The 24,731-nt window shown below is 64.4% G+C and carries 20 protein-coding genes; 5 read left to right on the top strand and 15 right to left on the bottom strand.

What is annotated here, in order from left to right; genetic code table 11:
- Positions 1-8: 8 nt before the first annotated feature.
- A complete protein-coding gene (locus NKH99_RS18780; RefSeq protein ID WP_353014957.1) occupies positions 9-2,321 on the bottom strand; it encodes a glucose/quinate/shikimate family membrane-bound PQQ-dependent dehydrogenase in 2,313 nt (770 codons plus the stop codon).
- Between the two features lie 252 nt (positions 2,322-2,573).
- Between NKH99_RS18780 and NKH99_RS18785 the strand changes: the two genes are divergently transcribed.
- Positions 2,574-5,297: an ATP-dependent helicase gene (locus tag NKH99_RS18785; protein WP_353014959.1), complete on the top strand. Its 2,724-nt coding sequence runs from the start codon at positions 2,574-2,576 to the stop codon at positions 5,295-5,297.
- A gap of 12 nt (positions 5,298-5,309) precedes the next feature.
- On the opposite strand, the gene NKH99_RS18790 is transcribed toward NKH99_RS18785, so the two are convergent.
- The 5 genes from NKH99_RS18790 to NKH99_RS18810 form a co-directional block, all read right to left on the bottom strand.
- Positions 5,310-6,359 (bottom strand): ABC transporter permease, encoded by a 1,050-nt coding sequence (locus tag NKH99_RS18790; RefSeq protein ID WP_353014961.1) that lies wholly within the window; start codon positions 6,357-6,359, stop codon positions 5,310-5,312.
- A complete protein-coding gene (locus tag NKH99_RS18795; protein ID WP_352614309.1) occupies positions 6,356-7,153 on the bottom strand; it encodes an ATP-binding cassette domain-containing protein in 798 nt (265 codons plus the stop codon). The genes NKH99_RS18790 and NKH99_RS18795 overlap by 4 nt, the downstream gene beginning before the upstream one ends.
- An 86-nt stretch (positions 7,154-7,239) precedes the next feature.
- The gene (locus tag NKH99_RS18800) at positions 7,240-8,253 is read right to left on the bottom strand and encodes a substrate-binding domain-containing protein (protein WP_023676725.1); all 1,014 of its coding nucleotides are present in this window, start codon (positions 8,251-8,253) and stop codon (positions 7,240-7,242) included.
- Positions 8,254-8,418: 165 nt separating this feature from the next.
- Complete coding sequence (locus NKH99_RS18805) at positions 8,419-9,327, bottom strand: sugar phosphate isomerase/epimerase family protein (protein ID WP_352471591.1); 909 nt, start codon at positions 9,325-9,327, stop codon at positions 8,419-8,421.
- On the bottom strand, positions 9,324-10,358 hold the full coding sequence (locus NKH99_RS18810) for a Gfo/Idh/MocA family protein (protein WP_353014963.1): 1,035 nt from the start codon (positions 10,356-10,358) through the stop codon (positions 9,324-9,326). Before NKH99_RS18810 ends, NKH99_RS18805 begins: the two co-directional genes overlap by 4 nt.
- Before the next feature lie 196 nt (positions 10,359-10,554).
- Here NKH99_RS18810 and NKH99_RS18815 point away from each other — a divergent pair, with 196 nt between their 5' ends.
- Positions 10,555-11,580 carry a LacI family DNA-binding transcriptional regulator gene (locus NKH99_RS18815; RefSeq protein WP_023676728.1) on the top strand — a complete coding sequence of 342 codons (1,026 nt, stop codon included), beginning with the start codon at positions 10,555-10,557 and terminating at the stop codon, positions 11,578-11,580.
- Between the two features lie 10 nt (positions 11,581-11,590).
- Here the strand turns inward: NKH99_RS18815 and NKH99_RS18820 are convergent, their stop codons facing one another.
- Genes NKH99_RS18820 through NKH99_RS18845 form a run of 6 tightly spaced genes read right to left on the bottom strand, consistent with a single transcriptional unit; the run spans position 11,591 to position 18,078 of the window.
- The gene (locus NKH99_RS18820; protein ID WP_353014965.1) at positions 11,591-12,508 is read right to left on the bottom strand and encodes a ribokinase; all 918 of its coding nucleotides are present in this window, start codon (positions 12,506-12,508) and stop codon (positions 11,591-11,593) included.
- 31 nt (positions 12,509-12,539) lie between these two features.
- Positions 12,540-13,415 carry a MurR/RpiR family transcriptional regulator gene (locus NKH99_RS18825; RefSeq protein WP_352978184.1) on the bottom strand — a complete coding sequence of 292 codons (876 nt, stop codon included), beginning with the start codon at positions 13,413-13,415 and terminating at the stop codon, positions 12,540-12,542.
- On the bottom strand, positions 13,412-14,389 hold the full coding sequence (locus tag NKH99_RS18830) for an ABC transporter permease (protein ID WP_352767773.1): 978 nt from the start codon (positions 14,387-14,389) through the stop codon (positions 13,412-13,414). Before NKH99_RS18830 ends, NKH99_RS18825 begins: the two co-directional genes overlap by 4 nt.
- A 16-nt stretch (positions 14,390-14,405) precedes the next feature.
- Positions 14,406-15,932, bottom strand: a complete 1,527-nt coding sequence (locus tag NKH99_RS18835; RefSeq protein WP_353014967.1) for a sugar ABC transporter ATP-binding protein — start codon at positions 15,930-15,932, stop codon at positions 14,406-14,408.
- 56 nt (positions 15,933-15,988) lie between these two features.
- Positions 15,989-17,047, bottom strand: coding sequence for a sugar ABC transporter substrate-binding protein (locus NKH99_RS18840; protein WP_353014969.1), 1,059 nt, complete (start codon positions 17,045-17,047; stop codon positions 15,989-15,991).
- A 41-nt stretch (positions 17,048-17,088) separates the two neighbouring features.
- Entirely contained in the window at positions 17,089-18,078 is a 990-nt protein-coding gene (locus tag NKH99_RS18845) for a TIM barrel protein (RefSeq protein WP_352919530.1), read from the bottom strand.
- A gap of 248 nt (positions 18,079-18,326) precedes the next feature.
- Between NKH99_RS18845 and NKH99_RS18850 the strand changes: the two genes are divergently transcribed.
- Complete coding sequence (locus NKH99_RS18850) at positions 18,327-19,805, top strand: esterase-like activity of phytase family protein (protein WP_353014971.1); 1,479 nt, start codon at positions 18,327-18,329, stop codon at positions 19,803-19,805.
- 146 nt (positions 19,806-19,951) lie between these two features.
- On the opposite strand, the gene NKH99_RS18855 is transcribed toward NKH99_RS18850, so the two are convergent.
- Positions 19,952-20,737 (bottom strand): L,D-transpeptidase, encoded by a 786-nt coding sequence (locus NKH99_RS18855; protein WP_352501044.1) that lies wholly within the window; start codon positions 20,735-20,737, stop codon positions 19,952-19,954.
- A 191-nt stretch (positions 20,738-20,928) separates the two neighbouring features.
- Here NKH99_RS18855 and NKH99_RS18860 point away from each other — a divergent pair, with 191 nt between their 5' ends.
- A complete protein-coding gene (locus NKH99_RS18860) occupies positions 20,929-22,401 on the top strand; it encodes an MATE family efflux transporter (protein WP_353014973.1) in 1,473 nt (490 codons plus the stop codon).
- Between the two features lie 9 nt (positions 22,402-22,410).
- On the opposite strand, the gene NKH99_RS18865 is transcribed toward NKH99_RS18860, so the two are convergent.
- Positions 22,411-23,619: an MFS transporter gene (locus NKH99_RS18865; RefSeq protein WP_353014975.1), complete on the bottom strand. Its 1,209-nt coding sequence runs from the start codon at positions 23,617-23,619 to the stop codon at positions 22,411-22,413.
- Positions 23,620-23,775: 156 nt separating this feature from the next.
- On the opposite strand from NKH99_RS18865, the gene NKH99_RS18870 reads away from it, so the two are divergent.
- Positions 23,776-24,351 carry a TMEM175 family protein gene (locus NKH99_RS18870; protein WP_023676740.1) on the top strand — a complete coding sequence of 192 codons (576 nt, stop codon included), beginning with the start codon at positions 23,776-23,778 and terminating at the stop codon, positions 24,349-24,351.
- Between the two features lie 7 nt (positions 24,352-24,358).
- Here the strand turns inward: NKH99_RS18870 and NKH99_RS18875 are convergent, their stop codons facing one another.
- Complete coding sequence (locus NKH99_RS18875) at positions 24,359-24,640, bottom strand: hypothetical protein (protein WP_023676741.1); 282 nt, start codon at positions 24,638-24,640, stop codon at positions 24,359-24,361.
- Positions 24,641-24,731: the final 91 nt, after the last annotated feature.

Here is a 24,731-nt window from a genome sequence, read left to right on the forward strand (position 1 = left end):
GAACTTCTCTATTTCGGCAGCGTATAGGCCATCACATAATCGCCCGGCTTGGTGCCGACCGAGCCGTGGCCGCCGGCAACGATGACGACAAACTGGCGTCCGTCGGCCACCGTGTAGGTCATCGGTGTCGACTGCCCGCCGGCAGGCAGCCGCGCCTGCCACAGCTGCTTGCCAGTCGTCAGGTCATAGGCGCGCACATAGTCGTCGACCGCCGCACCGAGGAAGGCGACGCCACCGGCAGTGATCATCGGCCCACCAATGCCGGGCACGCCGACCTTGAACGGCAGCGGCAGCGGCGTCATGTCGTAGACGGTGCCATTGCGATGCTTGTAGACGATCTCGCCGGTCCGAAGATCGGCGCCCGCCACATAGCCCCAGGGCGGCGCCTGGCAGGGAATGCCGAGCGGCGACAGGAACGGCTTCAATATGACTGCGTAAGGCGCACCGTCATTGCGGTTCAGGCCCTGTTCGCTGCCCTTGGTGTCGCCGGGCGGCGGCACGTCGGCGCGCGGCACCAGCTTGGAGATGAACGCCAGGTATGTCGGCATGCCGAACATCACCTGCCGGACCGGATCGACTGCCACGCCGCCCCAGTTGAAGGTGCCGAAATTGCCGGGGTAGATCAGTGAGCCCTGCAGCGACGGCGGCGTGTAGCGGCCCTCATAGCGCAACTTCCGGAGCTCGATCCGGCAGGCCAGCTGGTCGAACATGGTGATGCCCCACATGTCGGCGCCGGTCAGCGGTTTCGGACTGAAGCTGAGATCCGAGACCGGCTGCGTCGGCGAGGTATGGTCGCCTTCGATCGCGCCGCCCGGCGCCGGCACTTCCTTGACCGGAACGATCGGCTCGCCGCTGCGCCGGTCGAGCACATAGAGGTCGCCCTGCTTGGTCGGCCCGACCAGCGCCGGCACCACGCCACTTTCCGTGGTGATGTCGACCAGCGTCGGCTGCGCCGGCACGTCCATGTCCCAGAGATCGTGGTGCACGGTCTGCCGCACCCAGCGCAATTGTCCGCTGTTGAGATCGAGCGCGGTGATCGAAGAGGAGAATTTCTCGTCATTGGCGCTGCGTCCGGCGCCGAGTTGGTCCGGCGTCTTGTTGCCGAGCGGCACATAAAGCAGCCCGAGCTTCTCGTCGACGCTCGCCGTCGACCACATGTTGGGTGAGTTGTTGGTGTAGGTCTGGTCCGGCGGCAGCGGCATCGTCTGGTCGGGATTGCCCGAATCCCAATTCCACAACAGCGCGCCGGTGTCGGCATCGTAGGCACGGATGACCCCGGACGGCTCCTGCGTCGAATAATTGTCGTTGACCGCGCCGCCGACGATGATCTTGTTGGCGACGATCAGCGGCGCCGAGGTCGAATAATAATAGCCCGGCTTCGGATATGGCATGTTGGCGAGCAGGTTCAGCGTGCCGCCTTCGGCGAAAGTCGGGCAGACCTGGCCATTCGCCGCATCGAGCGCGATCAGCCGGGCGTCGGATGTCGGCAGGTAGATGCGTGTGGCGCAGGGCTGGCCGGCGGCGACCTTGGCATCGGCATAATAGGCCACGCCGCGGCAGGTCTGGTGCTGGCGGTCCTTGTTGAGCTTGACCTGCGGATCGAAGCGCCATTTCTCCTTACCGCTCGCGGCATCGATGGCGATGGCGAAATTATGCGGCGTGCAGATGTAGAGCGTGTCGGCAATCTTCAGCGGCGTCACCTGATAGGTCGTCTCGCCGATGTCGTCGGGCCCTTTCACGTCGCCGGTGCGATAGGTCCAGGCCGGCTGCAGATTGGCAACGTTTTCGGCGGTGATCTGGTCGAGCGGCGAATAGCGCTGGCCGTATTGCGTGCGACCGTAATAGTGCCATTCGCCAGCCGGCACGTTGCCGCCAAGATCGGCCGTCGGCGTCACCTTGTCGGTGTTGAGTTCACCCGTAATATCCTTTGGATCGGTCGTCATCGAATAACCGGCGACGGCAAGCGATGCCAGTACGGCGAGGATAAGCGGTGCGCGTCCGTCGGGACCGGTAAGCCCGCGCCGCGCCCATGGCGTCAACAGCCATAGCGCGACAAGCACGATGATGCCGCCGCGCGGGCCGAGCTCCCACCAGTCGAAGCCGATCTCCCAGACCGCCCAGGCGAGCGTGCCGAGCACGATCGCCGCGTAGAGCCACAGCGCCGTGGATCTGCGCCTGTAGAGCAGCCAGGCCGCGACAAGGAAAGCTAGACCGACGATGACGTAGTACCAGCTGCCGCCCAGCGTCACGAGCCAGATGCCGCCGCCGCCAATCGCCAGGCCGATGAGGAAAAGGATCAGGGAGGTGATGACCACAGCCAAGACGGTGCTCCTTCGACTGGTGCGCTCCGCGACGCGTCCATGGGCAACCCCGCATTGCGTTCCTGCCCCCACGCAACTTTCTCCGGCCCGCTTCCCCTGTCAAGCAAGCTCGGCGTTTTACGGTGCCGGCCCATCGCAAGCCCGGCGTTTTGGTTAGCAGACCCATTCAGATTGTGAGTCTACCGACTGGACAGAGAACAAAACGGAGACACTTCTGGCCTTTCGCTGCCGAATCACTACATTCGGGGGGAGATGTCCGGCTTTTCGGAAGACATGCCCTTTTTTGACGAACCGAACGCGCGGCCCGTGGCCCCGTCGGGCATTGCCGCGCGCGCCATGGCTGCCCGCAGCAACCAGAACAACGCGCCCGATTATCTCAACGGCCTCAACCCCGAGCAGCGGCTGGCGGTGGAAACCACCGAAGGCCCGGTGCTGGTGCTGGCCGGCGCCGGCACCGGCAAAACGCGCGTCCTGACCACCCGCATCGCCCACATCCTTGCCACCGGCAAGGCTTTCCCCTCGCAGATCCTCGCCGTCACCTTCACCAACAAGGCGGCGCGCGAGATGAAGCAGCGCATCGGCCTGTTGATCGGCGAAGGCAATGTCGAGGGCATGCCGTGGCTCGGCACCTTCCACTCGATTGGAGTGAAGCTGCTGCGCAGACATGCCGAGCTGGCCGGGCTCAAATCCGACTTCACCATTCTCGACACCGACGATGTCGTGCGCCTGATCAAGCAGCTTATCCAGGCCGAAGGGCTGGACGACAAGCGCTGGCCGGCCAAGCAGTTCGCCCAGATGATCGACGGCTGGAAGAACAAGGGCCTCGGTCCCGCCGACATCCCCGAGGGCGATGCCCGTGCCTTCGCCAACGGCAAGGGCCGCGAGCTCTATAAGGCCTATCAGGAGCGGCTGAAAACGCTGAACGCTTGCGACTTCGGCGATCTCCTATGCCACCCGATCCGCATCTTCCGCGCCAATCCGGACGTGCTGAAGGAATACCATAAGCGCTTCCGCTACATCCTCGTCGACGAATATCAGGACACCAACACCGCCCAGTACATGTGGCTGCGGCTGTTGGCACAACGGCCGCAATCCTCCCCCCTTGAGGGGGAGGTGCCCGCGAAGCGGGCGGAGGGGGTTGCCGCAGAAGGCACCGCTAGAGCGTCGAGCACTGCCGCCGGTAGGTCGAGCACTGCCGCACGGACCCCACCCGACCGGGCTTCGCCCGGCCACCCTCCCCTCGAGGGGGAGGGAAGCCCGCGCCTGTCCACCGTAAATATCTGCTGCGTCGGCGACGACGACCAGTCGATCTATGGCTGGCGCGGCGCCGAGGTCGACAACATCCTGCGCTTCGACAAGGATTTCCCCGGCGCCACCATCATCCGGCTGGAGCGCAACTATCGCTCGACCGCGCACATCCTCGGCACCGCCTCCCACCTCATCGCCCACAATGAGGGCCGTTTCGGCAAGACGCTGTTCACCGAAAAGATCGCCGAGGACGACGAGAAGGTGCATGTCCACGCCGCCTGGGATTCCGAGGAGGAGGCCCGCGCCGTCGGCGAGACCATCGAGGCCTATCAGCGCCAGAAGCACAATCTCAACGACATGGCGATCCTCGTCCGCGCGTCCTTCCAGATGCGCGAATTCGAGGACCGCTTCGTCACGCTCGGCCTCAACTACCGCGTCATCGGCGGCCCGCGCTTCTACGAGCGCCTCGAAATCCGCGATGCGCTGGCCTTCTTCCGCGTCGTCGCACAAGGCGCCGACGACCTCGCCTTCGAGCGCATCGTCAACGTGCCGAAGCGCGGCTTGGGCGAGGCCACCATCCGCCAGATCCACGACACCGCACGGGCGCTGCGCATCCCGATGCTGGAGGCGGCGGCAAAACTCGCCGAGAGCGACGAGCTGAAGCCGAAGCCACGCGCCGCACTTCGTGAGGTCGCGGCCAATTTTGAGCGCTGGCAGAAGGCGCTGGAAACCACGCCGCACACCGAGCTCGCCGAGACCATTCTGGAGGAGAGCGGCTACACCGACATGTGGAAGAACGACCGTTCGATCGAAGCGCCCGGCCGGCTCGAGAACTTAAAAGAACTGATCCGCTCCATGGAGGAGTACGAATCGCTGCGCTCCTTCCTCGAACATGTCGCGCTGGTGATGGACGCCGAGCAGGACGCCGAGCTCGACGCCGTCAACATCATGACGCTGCATTCGGCCAAGGGCCTCGAATTCGAAACCGTGTTCCTGCCCGGCTGGGAAGAAGGCCTGTTCCCGCACCAACGCTCGCTCGACGAGGGCGGCCGCTCAGGGCTGGAGGAGGAACGCCGCCTCGCCTATGTCGGCCTGACCCGCGCCAAGAAGAACCTGCACATCTGGTTCGTCTCCAACCGCCGCATCCACGGCCTCTGGCAATCGACCATCCCGTCGCGCTTCCTTGACGAGCTGCCGGAAGCCCATGTCGAAGTTTCCGAGAGCGGCAACTCCTACGGCGGCTACGGCAATGCCTATGGCGGCGGCTCGTTCGCCTCCGGTCGTGGAGGCCAAGGTGCAGGCAGGCAGAACCCTTATGGGGCATCGCGCTTCGACAACATCGGCGGCAATAACGGCGCCGAAAAATCCGTCGCTTTCTCCAGCACCTATGCGACACCGGGCTGGCAGCGTGCTCAGGCCAACCGCACCGAGGCGACCGACCGCAATTGGGGCACGCGCTCCGGTCACCAGGTCGAGCGCATCGGCTATGGCGAAACCGACTCCGGCTACGGCGCCGGCCGCACCTCGGTCAAGGGCCGCACCATCGACGGCGAGCTGGTCGCCAAATCCGTCGCCGACACGCCGTCCCCCTTCAGCGTCGGCGACCGCGTCTTCCACCAGAAATTCGGCAACGGCAACATCTCGGCCATCGAAGGCAACAAGCTGACCATCGACTTCGACAAGGCCGGCCAGAAACGCGTGCTGGACGGGTTTGTCACCGGGGTGTGAGGCCGCCGGGCGCTAGCGATACCGCGCCTGGTTCCACTTGTGGCCGAGCAGCGACAGGATGATGATCAGGCCGTTGAAGAACTGGACGTAGAAGCCGCTCAGGCCTGCCGCGACGACGCCGGTCTGGATGAAGGAGACGGTGACCGCGCCGATCGCGCCGCCGACAACCGTGCCGATGCCGCCCCAGGTCGGGGTGCCGCCGACGAACACCGATGCCAGCACCGGCAGCAGGTATCCGTCGCCCGCCGTCGGCCACCAGGTGAAGTTGATCATCACCGAGAACGTGCCGGCGATCGCCGCGCCGATACCGACGAAGACGAACACTTTCACCCGCACGCGCTTGACGTCGATACCCATCTGCTGGGCGCTGTCGGGATTGTCGCCGACCACCTTGACCTGCGCGCCGAAGCGATGGCGGTTGTAAAGCAGCGCCGACAGCACGACGAAGCCGATGGCCCAGAAGATCTGCACCGGAATGCCATAAAGCTGGCTGGAGAAGATCTTGTAGGCCCAGCTGTCGGCAAGACCGGTCAGTGCCGTCGACCTGCCCTCGTTGATGATCTGGATCAGGCCGCGCAGCAGGAAATTCATGCCGAGCGTGGCGATCAGCGACGACAGCCCGCCATAGACGACCAGCGAGCCGACCAGGAAGCCGAGCAGCATGCCGGTGATGATTGCGGCGGCGATGCCGAGGAACGGGTCGTAGCCGGCCTGCACGACCAGCGCAAACACCCAGGAGGCAAAGCCCATCGTCGCCGGAAACGACAGGTCGATCTCGCCGCAAGTGACGACGAAGACCAGCGGCACCACCACGAACAGCGCCACCGGCAGCGTGGTGAGTACGGAGCTGTAGAGATACCAGGTGGTGAAGACGATCGGGTTGGCGATCATGAACACCGCCATCATGACGATGAACACGGCAAGCGTGCCGAGCGCGGCGCGGTTGTCGAGGATGAACCCGCGCAGCCAATTGTCGGACGGGTGTCTCCACTCTTTCCCGGCGGTTTCGCCATGCGTGCCGCCGAGGGGGCTCTGCAGATCGGGTTCCATGGTCTTGCTCATCGTGCCGCCCTCCCCGCATCGCCCGCGTCGTGCAACCCCGGCAATCCGCTGGGGTGGGCGACGTCTTCCATGAAATTGATCAGGTCTTCGGCCGATTTGACCTCGCTGCGGTCGGCGCTGAGCGCGACCTTGCCGCGATCCAGCACCACGAAGCGATCGGCGATATCGAAGACGTGGTGGATGTTGTGGCCGATGAACAGGATCGAGCGACCGCTCGCCCGCACCTGGCGCACGAAGTGGAAGACCTTGGCGGTCTCGGTCAGCGATAGCGCGGTCGTCGGTTCGTCGAGGACAATCAGCTCCGCCTTCTTATAGATGGCCCGCGCGATCGCCACGCCCTGCCGTTCGCCGCCCGAGAGCTGGCCGACGATCGACTGTGGCGTGAACACTTTCGAGGTGAAGCCGATCTCGCGCATCAGCCGGCTCGCCTCCGCGATCTCCTTGTTGACCTTCAGCCAGCCAAGCCAGCCGGTGAGCTCCCGGCCCATGAAGATATTGCGCACGATCGTCTGCTGCACGGCGAGCGCCCGGTCCTGGAACACCGTTTCGATGCCGGCGTCGCGCGAGCGCGCAGGGTTCCATCCGGTCACCGGCTTGCCGCGGACGAGAATCTCGCCGCTGGTCGGTTTGACCACGCCGGACAGGATCTTGATCAGCGTCGACTTGCCGGCGCCATTGTCGCCGATCAGGCCGACCACCTCGCCGCGATCGACGCTGAGATTGACCCCGCCCAGCGCATAGACCTGGCCGTAGGACTTGGTGATGTCGCGCAGTTCGATGATGCGTTCGGCCATGGCGATCCTCGCTTGATTGTCGCGTGCCGGCCTTTTCGCCGGCGGTCCCGCCGGCCGGGCTCGATCCCGGCCGGCGGCTTGGGAGGTCAGCGCAGCGCCTGCTTGGCGAGCTCGGCGACGATCTCGTAATTCTGCGGCGTGACGAAGCCGGCGCCGGTGTCGACATTCATCGGTGCGAGACCCAGCACAACCTGCTGGCAGAGGCTGAGGATCGGCAGATAGCCTTGCAGGAACGGCTGCTGGTCGGCCGTCAGCTGCACCCAGCCGCCCTTGAAGCCCTCGACGATCTGCGGGCTGGTGTCGAAGCCGAAGTTGAAGATATCGCCCGGCTTCCTGCCCGCCGCCTGCATATAGGTGGGCACATTGCCCAGCATCTGGCCGCCGGGATAGCCAACCGCCTTGACGTCGGGATTGTTGAGCAGTGCCGCGGTGATCACCGGAAGGGCCAGATTTGGGTCGGAAGCCCATTCGCCGCTCGGCGGCGAGGAGAGCTGTATGACCTCGACACCCGCTTCCTTGAGGGCAGCGACAGTGCCGCGTTCGCGCGCGCCGCGGCTCTCGTTCTCGAACGGGCCGATCATGATTGCCTTGTCGCCGGCCTTGAGCCCGGCCAGCTTGACCGCCTCGGCACCAAGCGCGCGGCCCTGCTGCTCCTGCTGGGCACCGACATAGCCGCCGCCGAACGCCGCCGTGACCGTCGGCACCGGCACGTTCTGGTACATCATCTTGATGCCGTCCTTGTGCGCCTGTTCGGCCAGCGGCATGATCGCGGCGTCGCCCGGGTGGCCCATCATGGCGATGCCTTGGGGCTTGACCGCGACAGCCTCGCGCAATTGCTGCACCATCTTCTCGACATCCCACTGGGAAAAGATGTAGTCGACCTTCGGCCCGAGATCGGCCGCCGCCTGCTTCGCGCCATTATAGACGATCGTGCCGAAGGCATCGCCCTCGGCGCCGCCGACGAAGAAACGGATATGGACATCCTTACACCACTGGGCATCGAGCGCCTGCGCCGGCAAGGTCGAGAGTGCGGCGGCGAGCGCCATCGCGGCCGCCGCGACGGTCGAGCGCAGAACTGTCCTTCTCATCGTAATGCTCATGCACTTATCCTCCCTTTGTTCCCTCGCTAGCCGAGGGGTTTTGACGATCGCTTCGGCATTGCGCCGCAATCTTTCGCTGGCCGGCACCTCCCGCCGGCTTGTCCTGTTTTTATGCATGTCGTTATCGCAAAACCGCTGGGCACTTTTGCGCGACATGCATTAGCCTCACACCGGGTTCGGCAGGTAGCTCGCGCCTCCCCGGCATTGTTGGAGATAATCCAGCGCACGCGCCTGGCCGGTGATCTCGAGATCGCCGCGATAGACCGGGTCGTGCCAGCCCTCGATGTCGATGGCACCTTTGTAGCCGGCCAGCCGCAGCTCACTGATCACCCGCGCCCAGTCGCTGTCGCCGAAACCCGGCGTGCGCATCTGAACGAACGGCAGGCGGCCGAACACGCCATGTTCGCGGATCACGTCCCAGCGCACCGTCGCGTCCTTGCCATGGACGTGGAAGATGCGCGGCGCCCATTTGCGGATCTGCGGGATCGGGTCGATCAGATAGACCAACTGGTGACAGGGCTCCCACTCCAGGCCGAGATTGTCGTTTGGCAATTCGTTGAACATCAGCTCCCAGGCGTCCGGATTATGGGCGATGTTCCAGTCGCCGCTGGCCCAATTGCCGTCCATGGCGCAGTTCTCGAAGGCGATGCGCACGCCCTTGTCGGCGGCCCGCCTTGCCAGCTTCCCCCAGACCTCGCGGAAGCGCGGCAGGCTGTCGGGCAGCGGCTTGCCGCGAATGCGGCCGGTGAAGCCGCTGACCACATTGGTGCCGAACAGATGCGCGTTGTCGATGATCGTTTCCCACGCCTCGAGCACGCCGCGATCGATCTCGCCGCTCTCCAGCGGATTGCCGAACACGCCGATCGACGAGACGATGACATCGGCATCGCCGATCGCCTCGCGGATCTCGCCCGCCAGCCGCGGAATGTCCTTGCCGCCCAGCGTCTGCCAGAAGAACGGCTGGATGCTCTCGAAGCCGAGCGGCAGGATCTGCCTGACATAGGCGGCCGGGTCGTCGAGATTGGCCCGCACCATTGTGCCGATCCTGATGTCGAGCAGCGGGTTTGGCATCATGATCCTTCCTGTGCAGCGATAGCGACCCGGTGCCCGGTTTCGGCGCTCTCGATTGCGGCGAAAACCATGGCCAGGCTCTTGATGTTGTCGGCGCCGCGCGTCTCCGGCTCGGTGCCGGTCTCGACGGCGCGGACGAAATCCTGGATGATGCCGAGATGGCCGCCGACGCGATCTGCCGGGTCGAGCGGCGGCACGGCTATCGGTTCGGTGCGGTCGAACAGGCCTTCACGGACCGGCCGCACGACTTCCGCCTTCAATCCGTCCGCGCCGTCCCAGACAATGCTGCCGCGCTCGGCGACGATCCGCCATGTACTGTCCCAGCTGGTACGGAAGCCGGCCGCGCACCAGCTGCCGGCATAGGTGAACAGCTTGCCGCTGCCGAGGTCGAAGCTTGCGGTTGCCGACGACCCTTGCCGATACCAGGAGTTGGCCGGCTCCCACTCCTGGCAATAGACGCCGGCCGGTTCGCCGGCCACCATGTAGCGGGCTGCATCGAATGTGTGGATCGCCATATCGAGCAGCAGCACATGGCGCATCTCTTCGCGAAAACCGCCGAAATGCGGCGCAACGAAGAAATCGGCGTGGATGCTGGTTGGCGCACCAATGGCGCCGGAATCGAGAAAGCGCCGGATGCGCCTGACGTTGGCGACATAGCGGCGGTTCTGCACGACGGCATGGATGCGGCCGGCGCTGCGGGCCGCCCCGACAATGGCACGCGCATTGTCCGGGCTGTCGGCGAGCGGCTTTTCGGTCAAGAGATGGCAATGGTGGGCAAAGGCGGAAAGCGCGACCTCGCGGCGGGCGGCGGGAACCACGACGTCGAATACCGCGGCGGGCCTGGTCTGGTCGAGCACGGCGTCGAGGTCGGTTCCGATGACGGCGCTCGAAAGCTCGTATTCGCGCGCCCTTGCCCGCGCCCTTTCGGCGTCGATATCGACCAGGCCGACAATGGCGAGCCCGTCGATCTGCTTGGCCGCATCGAGCCAGGCCTTGCTCATCGCTCCGCAGCCGACCAGGACGACATTGATCATTCAGCACTCCTCCCTCTCGGCCCCTCCAGACCGATCGTCACGGCGTTCACGGCAGAGCCGCAAACGTTCTTCCGTAAACGTTTACGAGAACACACCCGATGGCGTAGAATGTCAATTGGCCGGCTGTGAAAAATCGTGGCGTCGGCTTGGCCCGGAGAGCGGCCGGTGCTAGCCAAGCAAGGGGGAGAACTGTCCTTTGGCGTCCAGCATTCACGACCTTGCGCGTCACCTGAATATTTCCATCGGCACGGTGTCGCGCGCGCTCAACGGCCGCGCCGACGTCAATGCCGACACGCGCCAGCGCGTGCTCGATGCGGCCAAGAAGCTGAACTATTCACCGAACCAGTCCGGCCGCAGCCTGCGGCGCGGCGCCACCCATTCGATCGCCTTCATGCTGCAGCCGCATCCGGGCGACCAGGAATATGGCGAGCCGTTCTTCATTCCGTTCCTGACCGGGTTGCAGGCCAAGCTCGCCGAAAGCGGCCTTGACCTGATCGTAGTGATGGGCGCGCCGGGCGACTATCAGCAGGAGCGCCTGCGCCGTGTCGTCGAGACCCGCAGGGCGGATGCCGTAGTGCTGGCCTGGACGCGGCGCGAGGACGAGCGCATCGACTATTTGACCCAGGCTGGTTTCCCGTTCGCGACGCTCGGCCGCAGCCGCTCCGGCGGCGATTCCTATCCCTCGCTCGACCTCGATTTCGAAAAAGCCGGGGCCGACGCGGTCGATCGTCTCGTCGCGCGCGGTCACCGCCGCATCGCCGCCATCCGCCCGTCGCTCGACCTCAATTTCGGCTATCTGTTCCTCGCCGGCTATCGCAAGGCGTTGCGGCGGCACGGCATCGAGTTCGACCCCGAACTGATCGCCGACGGCTTCATCAACGAGGCCGGCGGCTACGCGGTGACGCCGAAGGTCATGCGCTCCAAGGACCCGCCGACGGCCATCATCTTCAACAACGACGCGATGGCGCTTGGCGGGTGCAAGGCTTTGGCCGAGGCGGGCATCAGGCCCGGCCACGACGTCGCGGTGATCGTCATCGTCGACACCCCGCTTTGCCGCTATTTTTCGCCGGCGCTGACCGGCTTCCGACCGGCGCTGGAGCCGATGGGCGAGCGGTTGGCCGAAATGCTGCTGGCATCGATCCCGGCTTACGCCGGCGCCGAAGGCGCACGCATCATCCGTGAAGTCTGGCCGCTGGAACTGATCGCGCGCGACAGCGATTGAATCGCGGCGGTCACTGAGCAGGCTCAGATTGATCAAGACCCCCGCGCTCGCGCTCCGGCGTTGCGACCAGCGAGGCAGCGGCGGTATTGGCGGCGGCAAGTGCCGCCTCGACGGGCGCTCCACGCGCAAGCCACCCCGCAAAGGCGCCGACGAATTCATCACCGGCACCGTGGGTGCTGACCACCTCCACCGGCATCGCCGGCAAGGCGAATGCCTGGCCGTCGCGGTCGCAATAGGCAACGCCCTCGCCGCCGGCCGTGACGATTGCAGCCGGATAGAAACCGACGAGCATGTTGGCCGCCTTCGCAGCACCCTCGAGCGTGTCGACGACCGAAACGCCGGCCAGAAACTCCGCCTCGATGGCGTTGACGATGACGATGTCGGTCAGCGCGATCAGTTCGGCTGTCAGCTTTCGCGCCGGCGCCGCATTGAGAACGACGCGGCCGCCATGCGCCTTCACCGCTCGCGCCGCGGCAATGTTGGCGGCTTCCGGTACCTCGTTTTGCAGCAGCAGAACCACCGTTTGCGCGATCAACTCGGCCGCCTCAATAATGTCCTTTTCGCCGAGAGTGAGATTGCTGCCCGAGACGATCACCGCGCCATAGTCGCCGCTGTCGTCGAAAATCGCTACGCTCATGCCCGAGCCGGCGCCCGAAGCCACTCCCACGAAGCGCTGGTCGACGCCGTTGCGATCGAGATTGTCGAGAAGCGCGCGGCCGAAATCATCGTCGCCGACAGCTCCGATCATCGCCGCACGCACGCCGGCCCGCGCTGCCGACACCGCCTGGTTGCTGCCCTTGCCGCCGCATTTCGGATGCCAGGCATGGCCGGTGACCGTTTCGCCCTTGCGTGGGCGATCGGGGGCTTCGACCATGATGTCGTAATGCAGGCTGCCGAATACGGTCACCAGCGGCGGGGGAGCCGTCATGTGCCCCAGACCTTCATGAGCCGCTTGCCTTTCATGAGTTCTTGTCTTTCCGTTTCGACGTCACCGCAGACATGGTGCGGCCGAGATTGCGCTCCGCCGCCTGGTAGTCGCGTTGCGCGACCGCCACGAACAGCGCGTCGAGAATGTTGAGCTGGGCAATGCGCGCCGCCGCGTTCTCACCCATCAACGGCGAGCCTTGCGCGGTCGAGCAGAGCACGATGTCGGCGACGGCTGCCAATGGCGAGTTGTCATAGTTGGTGATGGCCAGCGTGCGCGCGCCGCTTTTGCGCGCAAGTTGGATGGCGTCGATGACGGCGCTCGTGTTGCCGGAATGCGAGAAGCCGACGGCGATGTCGTCGGCGCCGAGCAGCGAGGCCGACATCAGCATCAGGTGCGAATCGTCGTAGACAGAGGTGCGGATGCCGATGCGCAGGAATTTGTGCGAAACGTCGCGTGCGATCTGCGCCGAGCCGCCGACGCCGTAGAAATCGCGGTTCCTGGCGCGGTAAAGCAGATCGGCGGCACGGTCGAAATCGTCGATGTCGAGGATGGCCAGCGTCTCCTCCAGCGCCTGGATGGAGGTGCGGAACACCTTCTGCACGATCTCGGCCGAACTGTCGTCCACCGACAGCTCCTGATGCATCTCGGCGGTCGGCAGGCGGCTGTATTCATAGACCGCCGTGCGAAAGTCGCGATAGCCGGAAAAACCCAGCTTCTTGGCGATCTTGACCACCATCGCCTCCGACACACCGGCCTCCTCGGCGATCTGCTTGAGCGGTATGGTCTCGTCGAAGCCGCGCCGTCCGAAGACGGTTTCAACCACCTTCGCCTCGAGCGGCGTCAGATGCGGCATCATCATGCGAATGCGCGGTCCTACTGCTTTCAGGTCCAGCCCGGTCAAGGTCATCCACGTCCCCTCGTCACGCGATCGATAAGCATCGCGGCGAGGATTATAAGGCCAGTTGCCAGGAGCTGATAGAAGGACTGCACGTTCATCAGCGTCAGGCCGTTGCGCATGCTGCCAAGGATGACGGCACCCAGGATGGTGCCGACGACGCTGCCCTTGCCGCCCATCAGCGAGGCACCGCCAATCGCCGCCGCTGCTATGGCGTCGAGCTCCCAGAGATTGCCCAGAATGGGTTCGGCCGCACCCAGCCGGCCGATCAGGATCTGCGCTGCAAGCGCTGCCAGCAGGCCCGAGATCATATAGGCGGCGATCTTGGTGCGGGCGATCGGCACGCCGGCTATGTAGGCCGCCTCCTCATTGCCGCCGACGGCGAGCAGATATTCGCCAAACGGCGTCTTCTTGAGGATGATCCAGGCAATCAGCGCGACCACGGCCACGATGATGACCGCCAATGGCAATCCGAACAGCGAGCCGTTGAAGATGGCACGGAAGCCGGCAGGCAGGCCGAGCACCGGATTGCCGCCGGTATAGATCAGCGCCAGCGCCCGGTAGGTGCTGAGCGTTCCCAGCGTGACGATGAAGGGCTGCAGCCCGATATAGGCAACCAGCACGCCGTTGAGCAGTCCGCAGGCGAGGCCGATGGCGAAGCCGGCGGCGATGGCCAGCGGAAACGGCACGCCGGCAACCAGCATCGAGGCCGAGATGACGGCAGAAACCGCTGCCGTCGGCCCAACGGACAGATCGATGCCGCCCGAGATGATTACCAGCGTCATGCCCAACGCCAGGCAGGCATTGATGCTCGACTGCTGCAGGATGTTGATCAGGTTACGCTCGGCAAAAAAGCCGGGGACCAGCGCCCCGAAGACGGCAAGGATCACCACCAGGCCGATCAGCGTGCCGGCGTCGCGCACGGAAAACCGGTGCAGGAAATCTGCCCTTGGGCGCGCTGCTGTGTGTTGGGTTATATCGGTCATCCGCTGGTCCTGTCCGTTATGCACCGGCCCGATGGCCTTGCGCCTTGCCGGCCTCAATCTCCGTTTGGGGTATGGCGTGCGCGGCGATCGCGTGTTCGCTGAGACTTGCGCGGCCCAGTTCGGCGGCGACCGTGCCGTCGCGCATGACCAGCACGCGGTCGGCGAGCCGGATCACCTCAGGCAACTCGGACGACACGACGATAACCGAATGGCCTTCGGCGGCGAGTTCCTCGATCAGGTGGTAGATCTCCGCCTTGGCGCCGACATCGATGCCGCGCGTCGGCTCGTCGAACAGAAGGATCCGCGTTCCCGCCGCCAGCCAGCGGCCGATGATCGCTTTCTGCTGGTTGCCGCCGCTGAACAGGCGGATCGGCCGGTCGAGCAGGAACGGCCTGAGATTGACCCGCTTCATCTTCTCGGCCGCGACCCGTTTCAGCCTTTTGTGATCGATGACGCCGCGCGGCGCGAACACGCCCATCGAGGCCAGCGCCATGTTGCTGGAGATCGACCGCAACGGCACGATGCCTTCGCGCTTGCGCTCCTCCGGCACCAGGCCGATGCCGGCCGCGATGGCGTCGCGCGGACTGGAAAGCTTTACCGCCTTGCCGTCGATCTCTATTGCGCGTGATGAGGCCCGGTCGGCGCCGGCCAGCAGCCGCAGCAGTTCGGTGCGGCCGGACCCGACCAGGCCGGCAATGCCCAACACCTCGCCGTGATGCAGGTCGAACGAAACGTCACGGACCTTGGTTGCCGAGGCGAGGCCACGCACGCTCAGCCTGATCTCGGGGGAAGCATGCGAGCGGTGTTGTTCCTGGGCAAGCTCGCGGCCGACCATCATCGAAACGACGGCCTTTTCCGACACCTGCGCGAGATCGACGGTTTCGACCACAACGCCGTCGCGCATGACAGTGGCGCGCTCGCAGATGCCGAACACCTCGTCCAGCTTGTGCGAGACATAGATGACGGCGACACCGTCGCGTGCCAGACCGGCAATGACTTCCGCCAGCCGTTCGAACTCGCTCGGCGTGAGGCTCGACGTCGGCTCGTCCATCGCCACGATCCTGGCGCGGTCGAGCAGCGCCCGGGCGATCTCGACGATCTGCCGCTGCGCCACCTTCAGCGAGCCAAGCGGGGCTGCCGGATCGATGGTCGGGTCGATGGCGGCCAGCGCTTCCGCAGCGCGGCTTTCCTGCTCGCGCCGTGCGACGAAGACGACGCCGCGCGTCAACGGATGGCCGAGGAACATGTTCTGGGCGACGCTGAGGCGTGGCACCTGCTGTAATTCCTGATGGATCATCGCCACGCCCGCGGCGCGTGCGGCGACCGGATTGTTCAGCGTCACCGGCTTGCCGTCGATCAGCACGCTTCCCGCCGTCGGTCGGTAGACGCCTGACAGTATGCGCAGCAGCGTCGATTTGCCGGCGCCGTTTTCACCGAGCAGGCCATGGATCTCGCCGGCGCCGACCGAAAACGACACGTCGCTCAGCGCCCGCACAGCCGGAAACTCTTTGGAAATGCCCTCGAATTGCAGCCGCGCTGACATTGCTTCGGTTCTCCAGGCAAGGTGCCGACCCAAGGCCGGCACCTGCCGGCCCTGCTCTACTGGCCCGCTGCCGCGTCCTCGAGCAGCGCCTTGCGCACGGCGTCGCCGGCGCCAGAGTAACGGTCGGCATTGTCCTTGGTGATCAGCGCCTGCGGCGTGGCGACGACGCGCGGCAGCTTCTGCCCGGCCACCAGCCGCAGCGCAGATTCCAGCGCCACCTCGCCGGTCAGCACCGGGAACGAATCGACGGTGCCGGTCAGCTCGCCGGCGCGGATCGAGGCATAGGCGTCGGAGATCCCGTCGGTGCCGAAGACCGCAACCTTGTCCTGCAGCCCGGCAGCCTTGACCGCCTCGACGATGCCCAGCGCCATGCCGTCATTGTTGGCATAGAAGCCGATCAGATCGGGGTGCTGCTGCAGGATGTTGGTGGCCGCGTCGTAGGAGGTCTGGCGGTCCCAGTTACCGGGGACGCTGGCGACGACGTCGAACTTGCCGGCCTCGGTGATCGTTGTCTTGAAACCATCGGTGCGCTGGACGGCGGCGTAGACGCCGGCCTGGCCTTCGACGATGGCGACCTTGCCGCCGTCCGGCCGGTTCTTGATGAACCATTTGGCCACGCGCACGCCGTTGTCGCGCTGGACATTACCGACATAATGCTCGGCCTGCGGGATGACCGCGTCGTTGACGTTGACCACCGGCACGTTGGCCGCCTTGGCCTGTTCCATGATCGGCTGCAGGTTGGAGTCGGTCTGCGGCGAGACGAGCAGCACGTTGTAGCCCTGTGTGACCAGGCCTTCGGCGATGGTGAGCTGACCGAGCTGGTCGCCCTCGCTCTGCGCTGCCTGGTAGACGACGGGCACGCCGGTGCGGTCGCCGAACGACTTGTAGCCCTCTCCCAGCGAGCGCCAGTATTCATTGGTCAGCGTCTTGGAGACCGCACCCGCCTTGGTACCCTCGGGCAGCTTGGGGAACGCACCGAACCTGGCCTTGAGCTGCGACCAGTCGATGCGATCCTTCTCGGTGTCGGAATTGAGCGGCGCGAGGTCCGCGGAAAAAGCCGAGCCGATGGACAGCGCCATCAGGGCAGCGGCAGCGGTGGCAAGTAGAAATTTCATGATCTTCCTCCCTTGTTGAAAAACGGTCTATGCCGCCGGCCTCAGCTGTCCGGCCCGAGCATGGCTTCCTGGATGATGGCCTGCGAGGCGACCGCGTCCTGACGGTCGACGGCAGTGGACAGGCGATTGTCCTTTTCCAGCCGATCGACGAAGCGCAGCATGCGCTTGACAGTCGCGATGTTGACTTCGCATTCGTGGACCGGGTCGAGCCCGGTCATGTCGGGGAACGTGTCGAAGTAGATGGCGCCGGCATAGCCGTCTCGACGGATCTGCCTGAGCAGCTCGATCGTCTGCAGCGTATGCACGGCCCCGACCATCAGGCCGTCGTCGCGCTTGGCGTAGCCGTCGTTGAGATGCACGCCGAGCAGCTTGCTGTGTCGCGCCACGAGTGCTGCGGCAAAGGCCGGCTGCTCGTCGGCATAGAGCACATGGGCGAAATCGAGCGTCACGCCGAGATTTGGCAGGCCGATCTCGCGGATCGCCAGCAATGTAGTCGCCGCATCTGGCATCAGGCTGTAGGAGCGCGGCTCGTTGGGTTTGTATTCAAGGCTGATTTGGCAGCCCGGATCATGCGCCGCAACTTCACGAATGCCATCGATTTCGTGTTGCCAGAGCGCTGCGTAGTCCACCTGGAAGGCATAGTCGAAGCCATCCTGCCCGAGCCACAAGGTCATCAGGCTGGCGCCCGCCTCGCGGGTGGCGTCGATGCCGGCCTTGGTCAGGTCGATGGCTTCGCGGCGAATGGCAGGATCCGGGTTGGTGAAGGCGCCGAGCTTGAAAGCCGGATTGGAATAGTAGCGCATGGCGAAACCATTGATGGAAAGCCCGATATCGCCGAGTTTGCGCGCTATTTCCGCAGGCTTTTCATCGACATGGTCGGGGAAGTTGAGGTCGAGATCGGTCAACTCCGCAACCTTCGCCGCACGTGCCGCCATTTGCAGCATGGACGGTTTGCCGACAAGATCGGGCCACTCGGACTGTGGCCGCGAGGCAAAGGAATTGAGGCGGGTGGCGAAACGATAGGCAGTCATCGGGGACCTTTCATTGTCATAACTTTACATTATAACGACTATTTGTAAAGTCGTTAATTGCTCGCTCGGCGACGACGAATTCGCCATACCCAGGCCAGTTGCGACCATGGGGGACAAGCAAGCGCGGCACTGTCACGCAAGTATCATGTTCGCGTCCTAGATCGCTTCTCCGAAGGCTTTCGCGGCATCCTCGATGCCACGCGGCGCTTTTTCAGATCCCGGCAGCTTTGTCTCAAAAGAGGATATCCATGAAAAACCTGCACCGAACCGCGTCCCTCGCCGTCGCGCTGGCGATGTTCACCGCCTTGACCCCGGCCTTGGCAGAAAACGCCGCGACCGTCGGCGGCGTCGGCTTCGTCAACAAGGGCATGGTCGGTGTCGGCCGCATCCCGGCCAGCCAGAAGGACAAGTTCGGCGAGACGTTTGGCTCCGGCTCAGGCATGTCGATCGACGCTGCCGGCTGGACACATGGCACCGATGGCTACAAGGGCTCGTTATGGCTGTTGCCGGACCGCGGCTACAATGTCGTCGGTACCACCGATTACCGCCCGCGCCTCAACACGATCGCCATCGAGTTCGCCCCGATCGCGCCGGGTGCGGCACCGGCCACCGGCCAGGAACAATCGGGCCTCAAGGCGACGCTTGCAGACACCATGCTTTTGACCGGCGACAAGGGCGCCGACGCAACCGGCCTCGATCCGCTCAACGGCGTGCGTGCCGCGACCGACGACATGCCGATCCTGCCCGAAGCCAACGGCAAGCTCGCGCTCGATAACGAAGCGATCGCACGGCTGCCCGACGGCACGATGTTCATCTCGGACGAATACGGTTCGAACATCTACCGCTTCTCCGCCGATGGGCGTCTGATGTCGGCAACGCAGCCGCCGGCGGCGCTTGTCCCGATGCGTCACGGGACGCCAAACTTTGCTTCCAACAATCCGGGACTTGGCGCGGCAGACCCGGATCCGAAGGATCCCGAAACCGGCCGTCAGAACAACCAGGGCCTCGAAGGCATGGCGCTGACGCCGGACGGGAAGTTCCTGATTGCCGTGCTGCAGTCGGCCCCAAGGCAGGATGGCGGCGATTCCGCCTCGACGCGTCAGAACACGCGCGCGCTGGTCTACGATGCCTCGGATCCCGGCCAGCTCAAGCTCGCGCATGAATATGTCGTGCCGCTGCCGGTGTTCACCGATGCCAAGGGCAAAACCAAGATCGCCGCGCAGAGCGAAATCGTGGCGCTGTCGGACAAGACCTTCCTGATGCTGGCGCGCGACAGCGGCAATGGCCAGGGGCTGAAGGGCGACACCTCGCTCCACCGCGAGATCAGCGTCGTCGATCTGTCTGCGGCAACCGATGTCGCCGGCACAGAATTCGACAAGGACAAGCCGCTGGCGCCCAAGGGTGAGCTCGATCCATCGGTGACGCCGGCCAAGCTGACGCCGCTCATTGACATCAACGACAAGACCGAGCTCGGCCGCTTCGGGCTGCACAATGGCGCGCCCAACGACCGCAACAACCTTTCGGAGAAGTGGGAGGCGATGTCGGTGGTGAGCGTCCTCGATCCGACACTGCCCGACGACTATTTCCTGTTCGTCGCCAATGACAATGACTTCCTCACGCAGGACGGCTTCCAGGTAGGCGCGGCCTACAAGGCCGAGGATGGCGCCGATGTCGACACCATGTTCCTGGTCTATCAGGTCACGCTCCCAGGCCTCGCCAAGAAGTAGCGGCACCCATACAGGCGGACGCGCGGAACGCGTCCGCCTGAGTTGGCGCGATTGAGCGGTCGTGCCCTTCAGTTGCGGCTCGCCCGCGCAAGGACGGTGTCCTGGTGCGTTGCAAAACCTGCGACTGACGATCCAGTCGAAGGCACTTACCTCAACATCTCCGCGTCCTTTGGCACGCCGGCATCGATCGGCTCGGCCGTCCTGTTCGACACGGCGGCGATCTTCCCGGCGGCCGACAGGTTCGGGCGCACGAAGACCGGCGCGACGCCGTCGACGCGGCTGTAGAGGTCGATTATGTCCTGATTCATGAAGCGCACACAGCCGGAGGAAGCGTTCTTCCCAATGGAATCCCACTCCGGCGTGCCGTGCAGCCTATACATCGTGTCCTTGCCGTCACGGAAGAGATACAGCGCGCGGGCGCCAAGCGGGCTCTGCGGGCCGGGCGGCATGCCGTCCTTGTATTTCGCCAGTTCCGGCCGGCGTTGGATCATTTCCGGCGGCGGCGTCCAGACCGGCCACTTCTTCCTCGCCTGTACCACGGCGCTGCCGGTCCATCCGAAACCGGCCTTGCCGAGGCTGACGCCATAGCGAATTGCCTTGCCGCCGTCGCGCACCAGATAGAGGAAGTGCTCGGAAGTATCGACGACGATCGTGCCGGGTTTTTCTCCAGTCGGGTCGGCCACGATTTGACGCACGAATTTCGGATCGACCTTGGCTACCGGGATTGCCGGCAGTTGATAGCCCTCGTCCATGCGCGCGGCATACATGCTTGCGGCATCGCCGAAAGCCGGATCGCTTGGTGCCGCGGGCACCGGCGCCGCCACGTCCGTCGTAGTGCACGACGAAAGAGCCACGGAGGCCGCGCCCAGAGCGGATGCACCAAGAAAGGCGCGCCGGTTCAGGCGCTCAAAAAACAACGGAATATCGGACATGAGCCCCCCGGCCTACCCATGAGATCCAGGAAAATGCGGCCCCACGCGTGCGGGATCAATATACGATTCCGGAAGGTTGAGAAATGCTTAGATCAAGGCACGCCAGGCGGAATTTACAGCGCCGCATCGACCTCTCCCGTTAAATCGGCAATCATTGCGGACTCAGACAAGCCTTCGCCGAGTTGCCTGCCATGGACGACAACATGCCCCCGCGCCGGCAGACCGGCGACCTCACCAGTGGGCCTATCCCGCGCACCCTGTTGCTGTTTGCCCTGCCGGTGCTCGGCTCCAATGTGCTGCAGTCGCTCAACGGCTCGATAAATGCCGTGTGGGTCGGCCGTTTCCTCGGTGAAGCGGCGCTGACCGCCACGTCCAATGCCAACCTCGTGCTGTTTCTCATCCTCGGCACCGTCTTCGGCATCGGCATGGCGGCGACCATCCTGGTCGCACAATCCGTCGGCGCTCGTGACCTGCCCGAAGCCCGGCGCATCGTCGGAACCAGCGCCACCTTCTTCTTCCTCGTCTCGGTGGTGTTCGCGGTCTGCGGCTGGATCTGGGTCGATGCGATCCTCGATGCGCTCGGCACGCCGGCCGACGCGTTGCCGCTGGCGCGCTCCTATCTGCGCATCATCTTCCTCGCCGTGCCGATGATGAACCTGCTGTCCTTCGTCATGACGGTGCTGCGCGGCGCCGGCGATTCGCGCACGCCTTTCCTTTTTATGGCGCTGGCCGTCATGCTCGACGTCGTTTTGAACCCGTTGCTCATCCTCGGCATCGGCCCGTTCCCCGAACTCGGCATCGCCGGCTCGGCCACCTCGACGCTGATCGGCCAGACGGTAAGCGTGGTTGCCATCCTGATTGTGCTCTATGCGCGCAAGCACCCGCTGCGGCTGGCCGGCGCCAATCTCGCTCTGCTGCGGCCGGACCCGGCGCTGCTGCGCATCGTCGTCTTCAAGGGCGTGCCGATGGGCCTGCAGATGATCGTCGTTTCGGCCGCGGCGCTGACGGTGATGGGCATGGTCAACTCGTACGGCTCGCAGGTTGCAGCTGCCTACGGCATAGCCGCACAGCTCTGGACCTATATCCAGATGCCGGCGCTCGCCATCGGCGCCGCGGTGTCGTCCATGGCGGCGCAAAATGTCGGCGCCAGGCGCTGGGACCGGATTGGACGCATCGCCACCTCCGGCGTCGGCTTCAACCTTGTGCTCACCGGCATGCTCGTCGCGCTGCTGTTCGTATTCGATCGCGCGGTGCTCAGCCTCTTCCTTGGCAGCGACAGTGCAGCAATCGACATCGCCACTCACATCAACAAGATCGCGTCGTGGTCCTTCATCCTGTTCGGCATCACCATCGTGCTCTTCGCCACCGTGCGTGCCACCGGCGCGATGATGCCGCCGCTGATCATCCTGGTGATCTCGGTGCTGCTGGTGCGCACCAGCTTCGCCTATTTCTTCCGAAGCGTGATCGGCGAGGAAGCTCTGTGGTGGAGCTTTCCGGCTGGCTCTATAACCTCGCTCGTGCTGGCCGCGACCTATTACCGCTTCGGCCGCTGGCGCAGCCTGCACATGATCGAGAGCCGGCCGGCTGCCGGCGAACCGCCGGATACCGGCCTCGGCGTACCGCGCCAGCGCGCGCATCTTTCGCCCGAGACACCGAACGGCTGAAAGGTCGGCTCAGCGCGCGTATTTCGCGCCAAACCCGAGAGCGACCAGGGAAAAGACGACAATCATGCCGGCAAAGGCCAGGCTTGCCACGGTCGCACCTGCCACCGTCGACAGAACGCCGATGCCGATGACCGGCAGCGCGTTGCCGCAAAAACAGCAGATGAAGAAGGCCGAGACGACTTCGGCGCGCCGGTCCGCCGGCGCGATCTCGTTCACCACTTGCAAGCCGCCGCGATAGCCGAGCGCTGCCGCCACGCCGCACAAGGCGGTGCCGGCAATCATTATGGTCATCGAGGCGAAGACCTGCGCCGCAACAATCAGCGCGACGGTTGGGATCATCAGCGCAAGCGCCGCGAACATCGCGGCTCGGCTCGAAAGACGTGCCGTCGCTACAATGGTGGCGGCCGTCACGATCGCCAATTCAAAGAACAGAGCGCCGGCTTCGGCATGGTTGGTTACCTGCAGTTGCTGCGCCAAAATGCTCGGTGCGAGTGCTGCATAAAAGCCGACCAGCGCCATTGCGCCAAAGCCGGTCACCGCCGGCGCAACGAAACTTGCGCGGATGTCATCGGGTACGGAAAGCCGCGGCCGCATCGAAACGTCAGCCAGTTTCCCCGGCCGCGAAACGGTTTCCCGCGTGCGCCAGACCAGCAGGGTTACAGTCGCGAGCATCGCCAGGTAGACGACGAATGTCAGCCTGAGCGGCCAAGGCGCGTATTCGGCGAGCAACCCGGCTCCCAGCGCACCGAGGCCGAGGCCGAGAAAATTGGTGCTGGTGGCAATCGTCGCCGCCTGTGACTTGTCGTCGGTCGGGAGCAATTCGGCGAGCCAGGCGGTGCCGGTGCCCGCGCCGACGCCGATTCCCAGTCCGCTCAGAATTCGGGCGATGTCGAGCCATGCGACATTTTCGGCGAACAGGAAAACCACCGCGCTGACCACGGCCACCGCCATCCCGGCCAATGCCATTGGACGGCGCCCGATGACATCGGACACACGCCCCAACATCAGCAGCGCCGCCAGATTGCCGATGACATAGACGGCGTAGACCAGCGTCAAAGTGATCTGTGAGAAGCCGAAGACCTGCTTGTAGATGATGTAAAGCGGCGTCAGCGCCGTGCTGCCGGCGAAAAGAGCCGCGATCATAGCGGCCACGGTGGCCGCTGCAGCGCGGCCGCCGAGTTCGTAATCGCGCGTCATGACTTGAGCGTGAGCGGTCATTTTTTCGACCTTTTGCTGTTCGGGATCTGACATCCTAACGCCTTTTTCGCGTCAGCCGTTCCCCCTCCCCGGCTTGCTCCTGACAAGTTTGGCAGCTTTGCCGATGGCGCTGAGCGAGATCCTCTTTTAACTTCAGCGGATTGTCAGGGGAGATTCATGGGCAAGGGACGAGTCGAGGCATTCACCGATGGCGTGGTCGCCATCATCATCACCATCATGGTGCTGGAATTGAAGGTGCCGCATGGCGAGGATTTTTCCGCGCTGGCACCACTCTGGCCGATCTTCCTCAGCTATGTGCTGTCCTTCATCAATGTCGGCATCTACTGGAACAATTTGCACAACATGTTCCATACCGTGCAGCGGGTCGACGGCCGCGTGCTGTGGGCGAACCTCAACCTGCTGTTCTGGCTATCGCTGATGCCGGCGACGACAGCCTTCATGGGTGAGAACCATTTCGCGCCGGTGCCGGTTGCTGTCTATGGCGTCGACCTGGCGCTCTGCGCCATCGGCTTCAACATCCTCACCATGGCCCTGCATCGACTGCACGGCAACGAGACTCTCTTCGCCAGGGCGTTGGGCAATGACCTCAAGGGAAAGATCTCGCTGGTCCTCTATCTTTCCGCCATCGCGCTGACCTTCGTCAATCACTGGATCGGTGTCTCGATCTATGTCCTGGTGGCGATGATCTGGTTCGTGCCGGACAGACGCTTCGAGCGGCTGATCGAGAAATAGGCCCCGTCTAGCCTCGCATTGCTTTCAGCTTTTCCGCTACCGAAGCGGCAAGGTCGGCGTAGCGCTCCTCCAGCCGCTCGGCCGCCTTGATCACTGAAAAATCATGGCCGAATTTTTCCAGCGCCATACGCAGCTTTTCGACGAATTCGGCCTGTTTTTCGAGCGCCGAAAACAGCGTCATAACTTGCGCTTCGCTGATGTCGGGATTGGCGAGCATCTGCGGTACCTCGCGGCTCATCTGGTCGCCGGTGGCGGTCTGTTCTTTCAGGATCTCGATCCAGTCGGTCAATCGTCAGGTCTCCTTTTTCGATATCAGCATGCGCAGCGCCCGCCGATGCGGTCAACCCGAAGATGCCGGCACCGGCTTGCGCGAGCCTTTT

Origin of the sequence: Mesorhizobium sp. M0854 (genome assembly GCF_040319815.1) — a bacterium.
In the GTDB taxonomy this organism is placed as follows: Bacteria; Pseudomonadota; Alphaproteobacteria; order Rhizobiales; family Rhizobiaceae; genus Mesorhizobium.

Coding starts and splice junctions, on each gene's coding strand:
- NKH99_RS18785 (WP_353014959.1), top strand. CDS start 2,574: ATGTCCGGCTTTTCGGAAGACATGCCCTTTTTTGACGAACCGAACGCG.
- NKH99_RS18790 (WP_353014961.1), bottom strand. CDS start 6,359: ATGAGCAAGACCATGGAACCCGATCTGCAGAGCCCCCTCGGCGGCACG.
- NKH99_RS18795 (WP_352614309.1), bottom strand. CDS start 7,153: ATGGCCGAACGCATCATCGAACTGCGCGACATCACCAAGTCCTACGGC.
- NKH99_RS18800 (WP_023676725.1), bottom strand. CDS start 8,253: ATGAGCATTACGATGAGAAGGACAGTTCTGCGCTCGACCGTCGCGGCG.
- NKH99_RS18805 (WP_352471591.1), bottom strand. CDS start 9,327: ATGATGCCAAACCCGCTGCTCGACATCAGGATCGGCACAATGGTGCGG.
- NKH99_RS18810 (WP_353014963.1), bottom strand. CDS start 10,358: ATGATCAATGTCGTCCTGGTCGGCTGCGGAGCGATGAGCAAGGCCTGG.
- NKH99_RS18820 (WP_353014965.1), bottom strand. CDS start 12,508: ATGACGGCTCCCCCGCCGCTGGTGACCGTATTCGGCAGCCTGCATTAC.
- NKH99_RS18825 (WP_352978184.1), bottom strand. CDS start 13,415: ATGACCTTGACCGGGCTGGACCTGAAAGCAGTAGGACCGCGCATTCGC.
- NKH99_RS18830 (WP_352767773.1), bottom strand. CDS start 14,389: ATGACCGATATAACCCAACACACAGCAGCGCGCCCAAGGGCAGATTTC.
- NKH99_RS18835 (WP_353014967.1), bottom strand. CDS start 15,932: ATGTCAGCGCGGCTGCAATTCGAGGGCATTTCCAAAGAGTTTCCGGCT.
- NKH99_RS18840 (WP_353014969.1), bottom strand. CDS start 17,047: ATGAAATTTCTACTTGCCACCGCTGCCGCTGCCCTGATGGCGCTGTCC.
- NKH99_RS18845 (WP_352919530.1), bottom strand. CDS start 18,078: ATGACTGCCTATCGTTTCGCCACCCGCCTCAATTCCTTTGCCTCGCGG.
- NKH99_RS18850 (WP_353014971.1), top strand. CDS start 18,327: ATGAAAAACCTGCACCGAACCGCGTCCCTCGCCGTCGCGCTGGCGATG.
- NKH99_RS18855 (WP_352501044.1), bottom strand. CDS start 20,737: ATGTCCGATATTCCGTTGTTTTTTGAGCGCCTGAACCGGCGCGCCTTT.
- NKH99_RS18860 (WP_353014973.1), top strand. CDS start 20,929: ATGGACGACAACATGCCCCCGCGCCGGCAGACCGGCGACCTCACCAGT.
- NKH99_RS18865 (WP_353014975.1), bottom strand. CDS start 23,619: ATGACCGCTCACGCTCAAGTCATGACGCGCGATTACGAACTCGGCGGC.
- NKH99_RS18870 (WP_023676740.1), top strand. CDS start 23,776: ATGGGCAAGGGACGAGTCGAGGCATTCACCGATGGCGTGGTCGCCATC.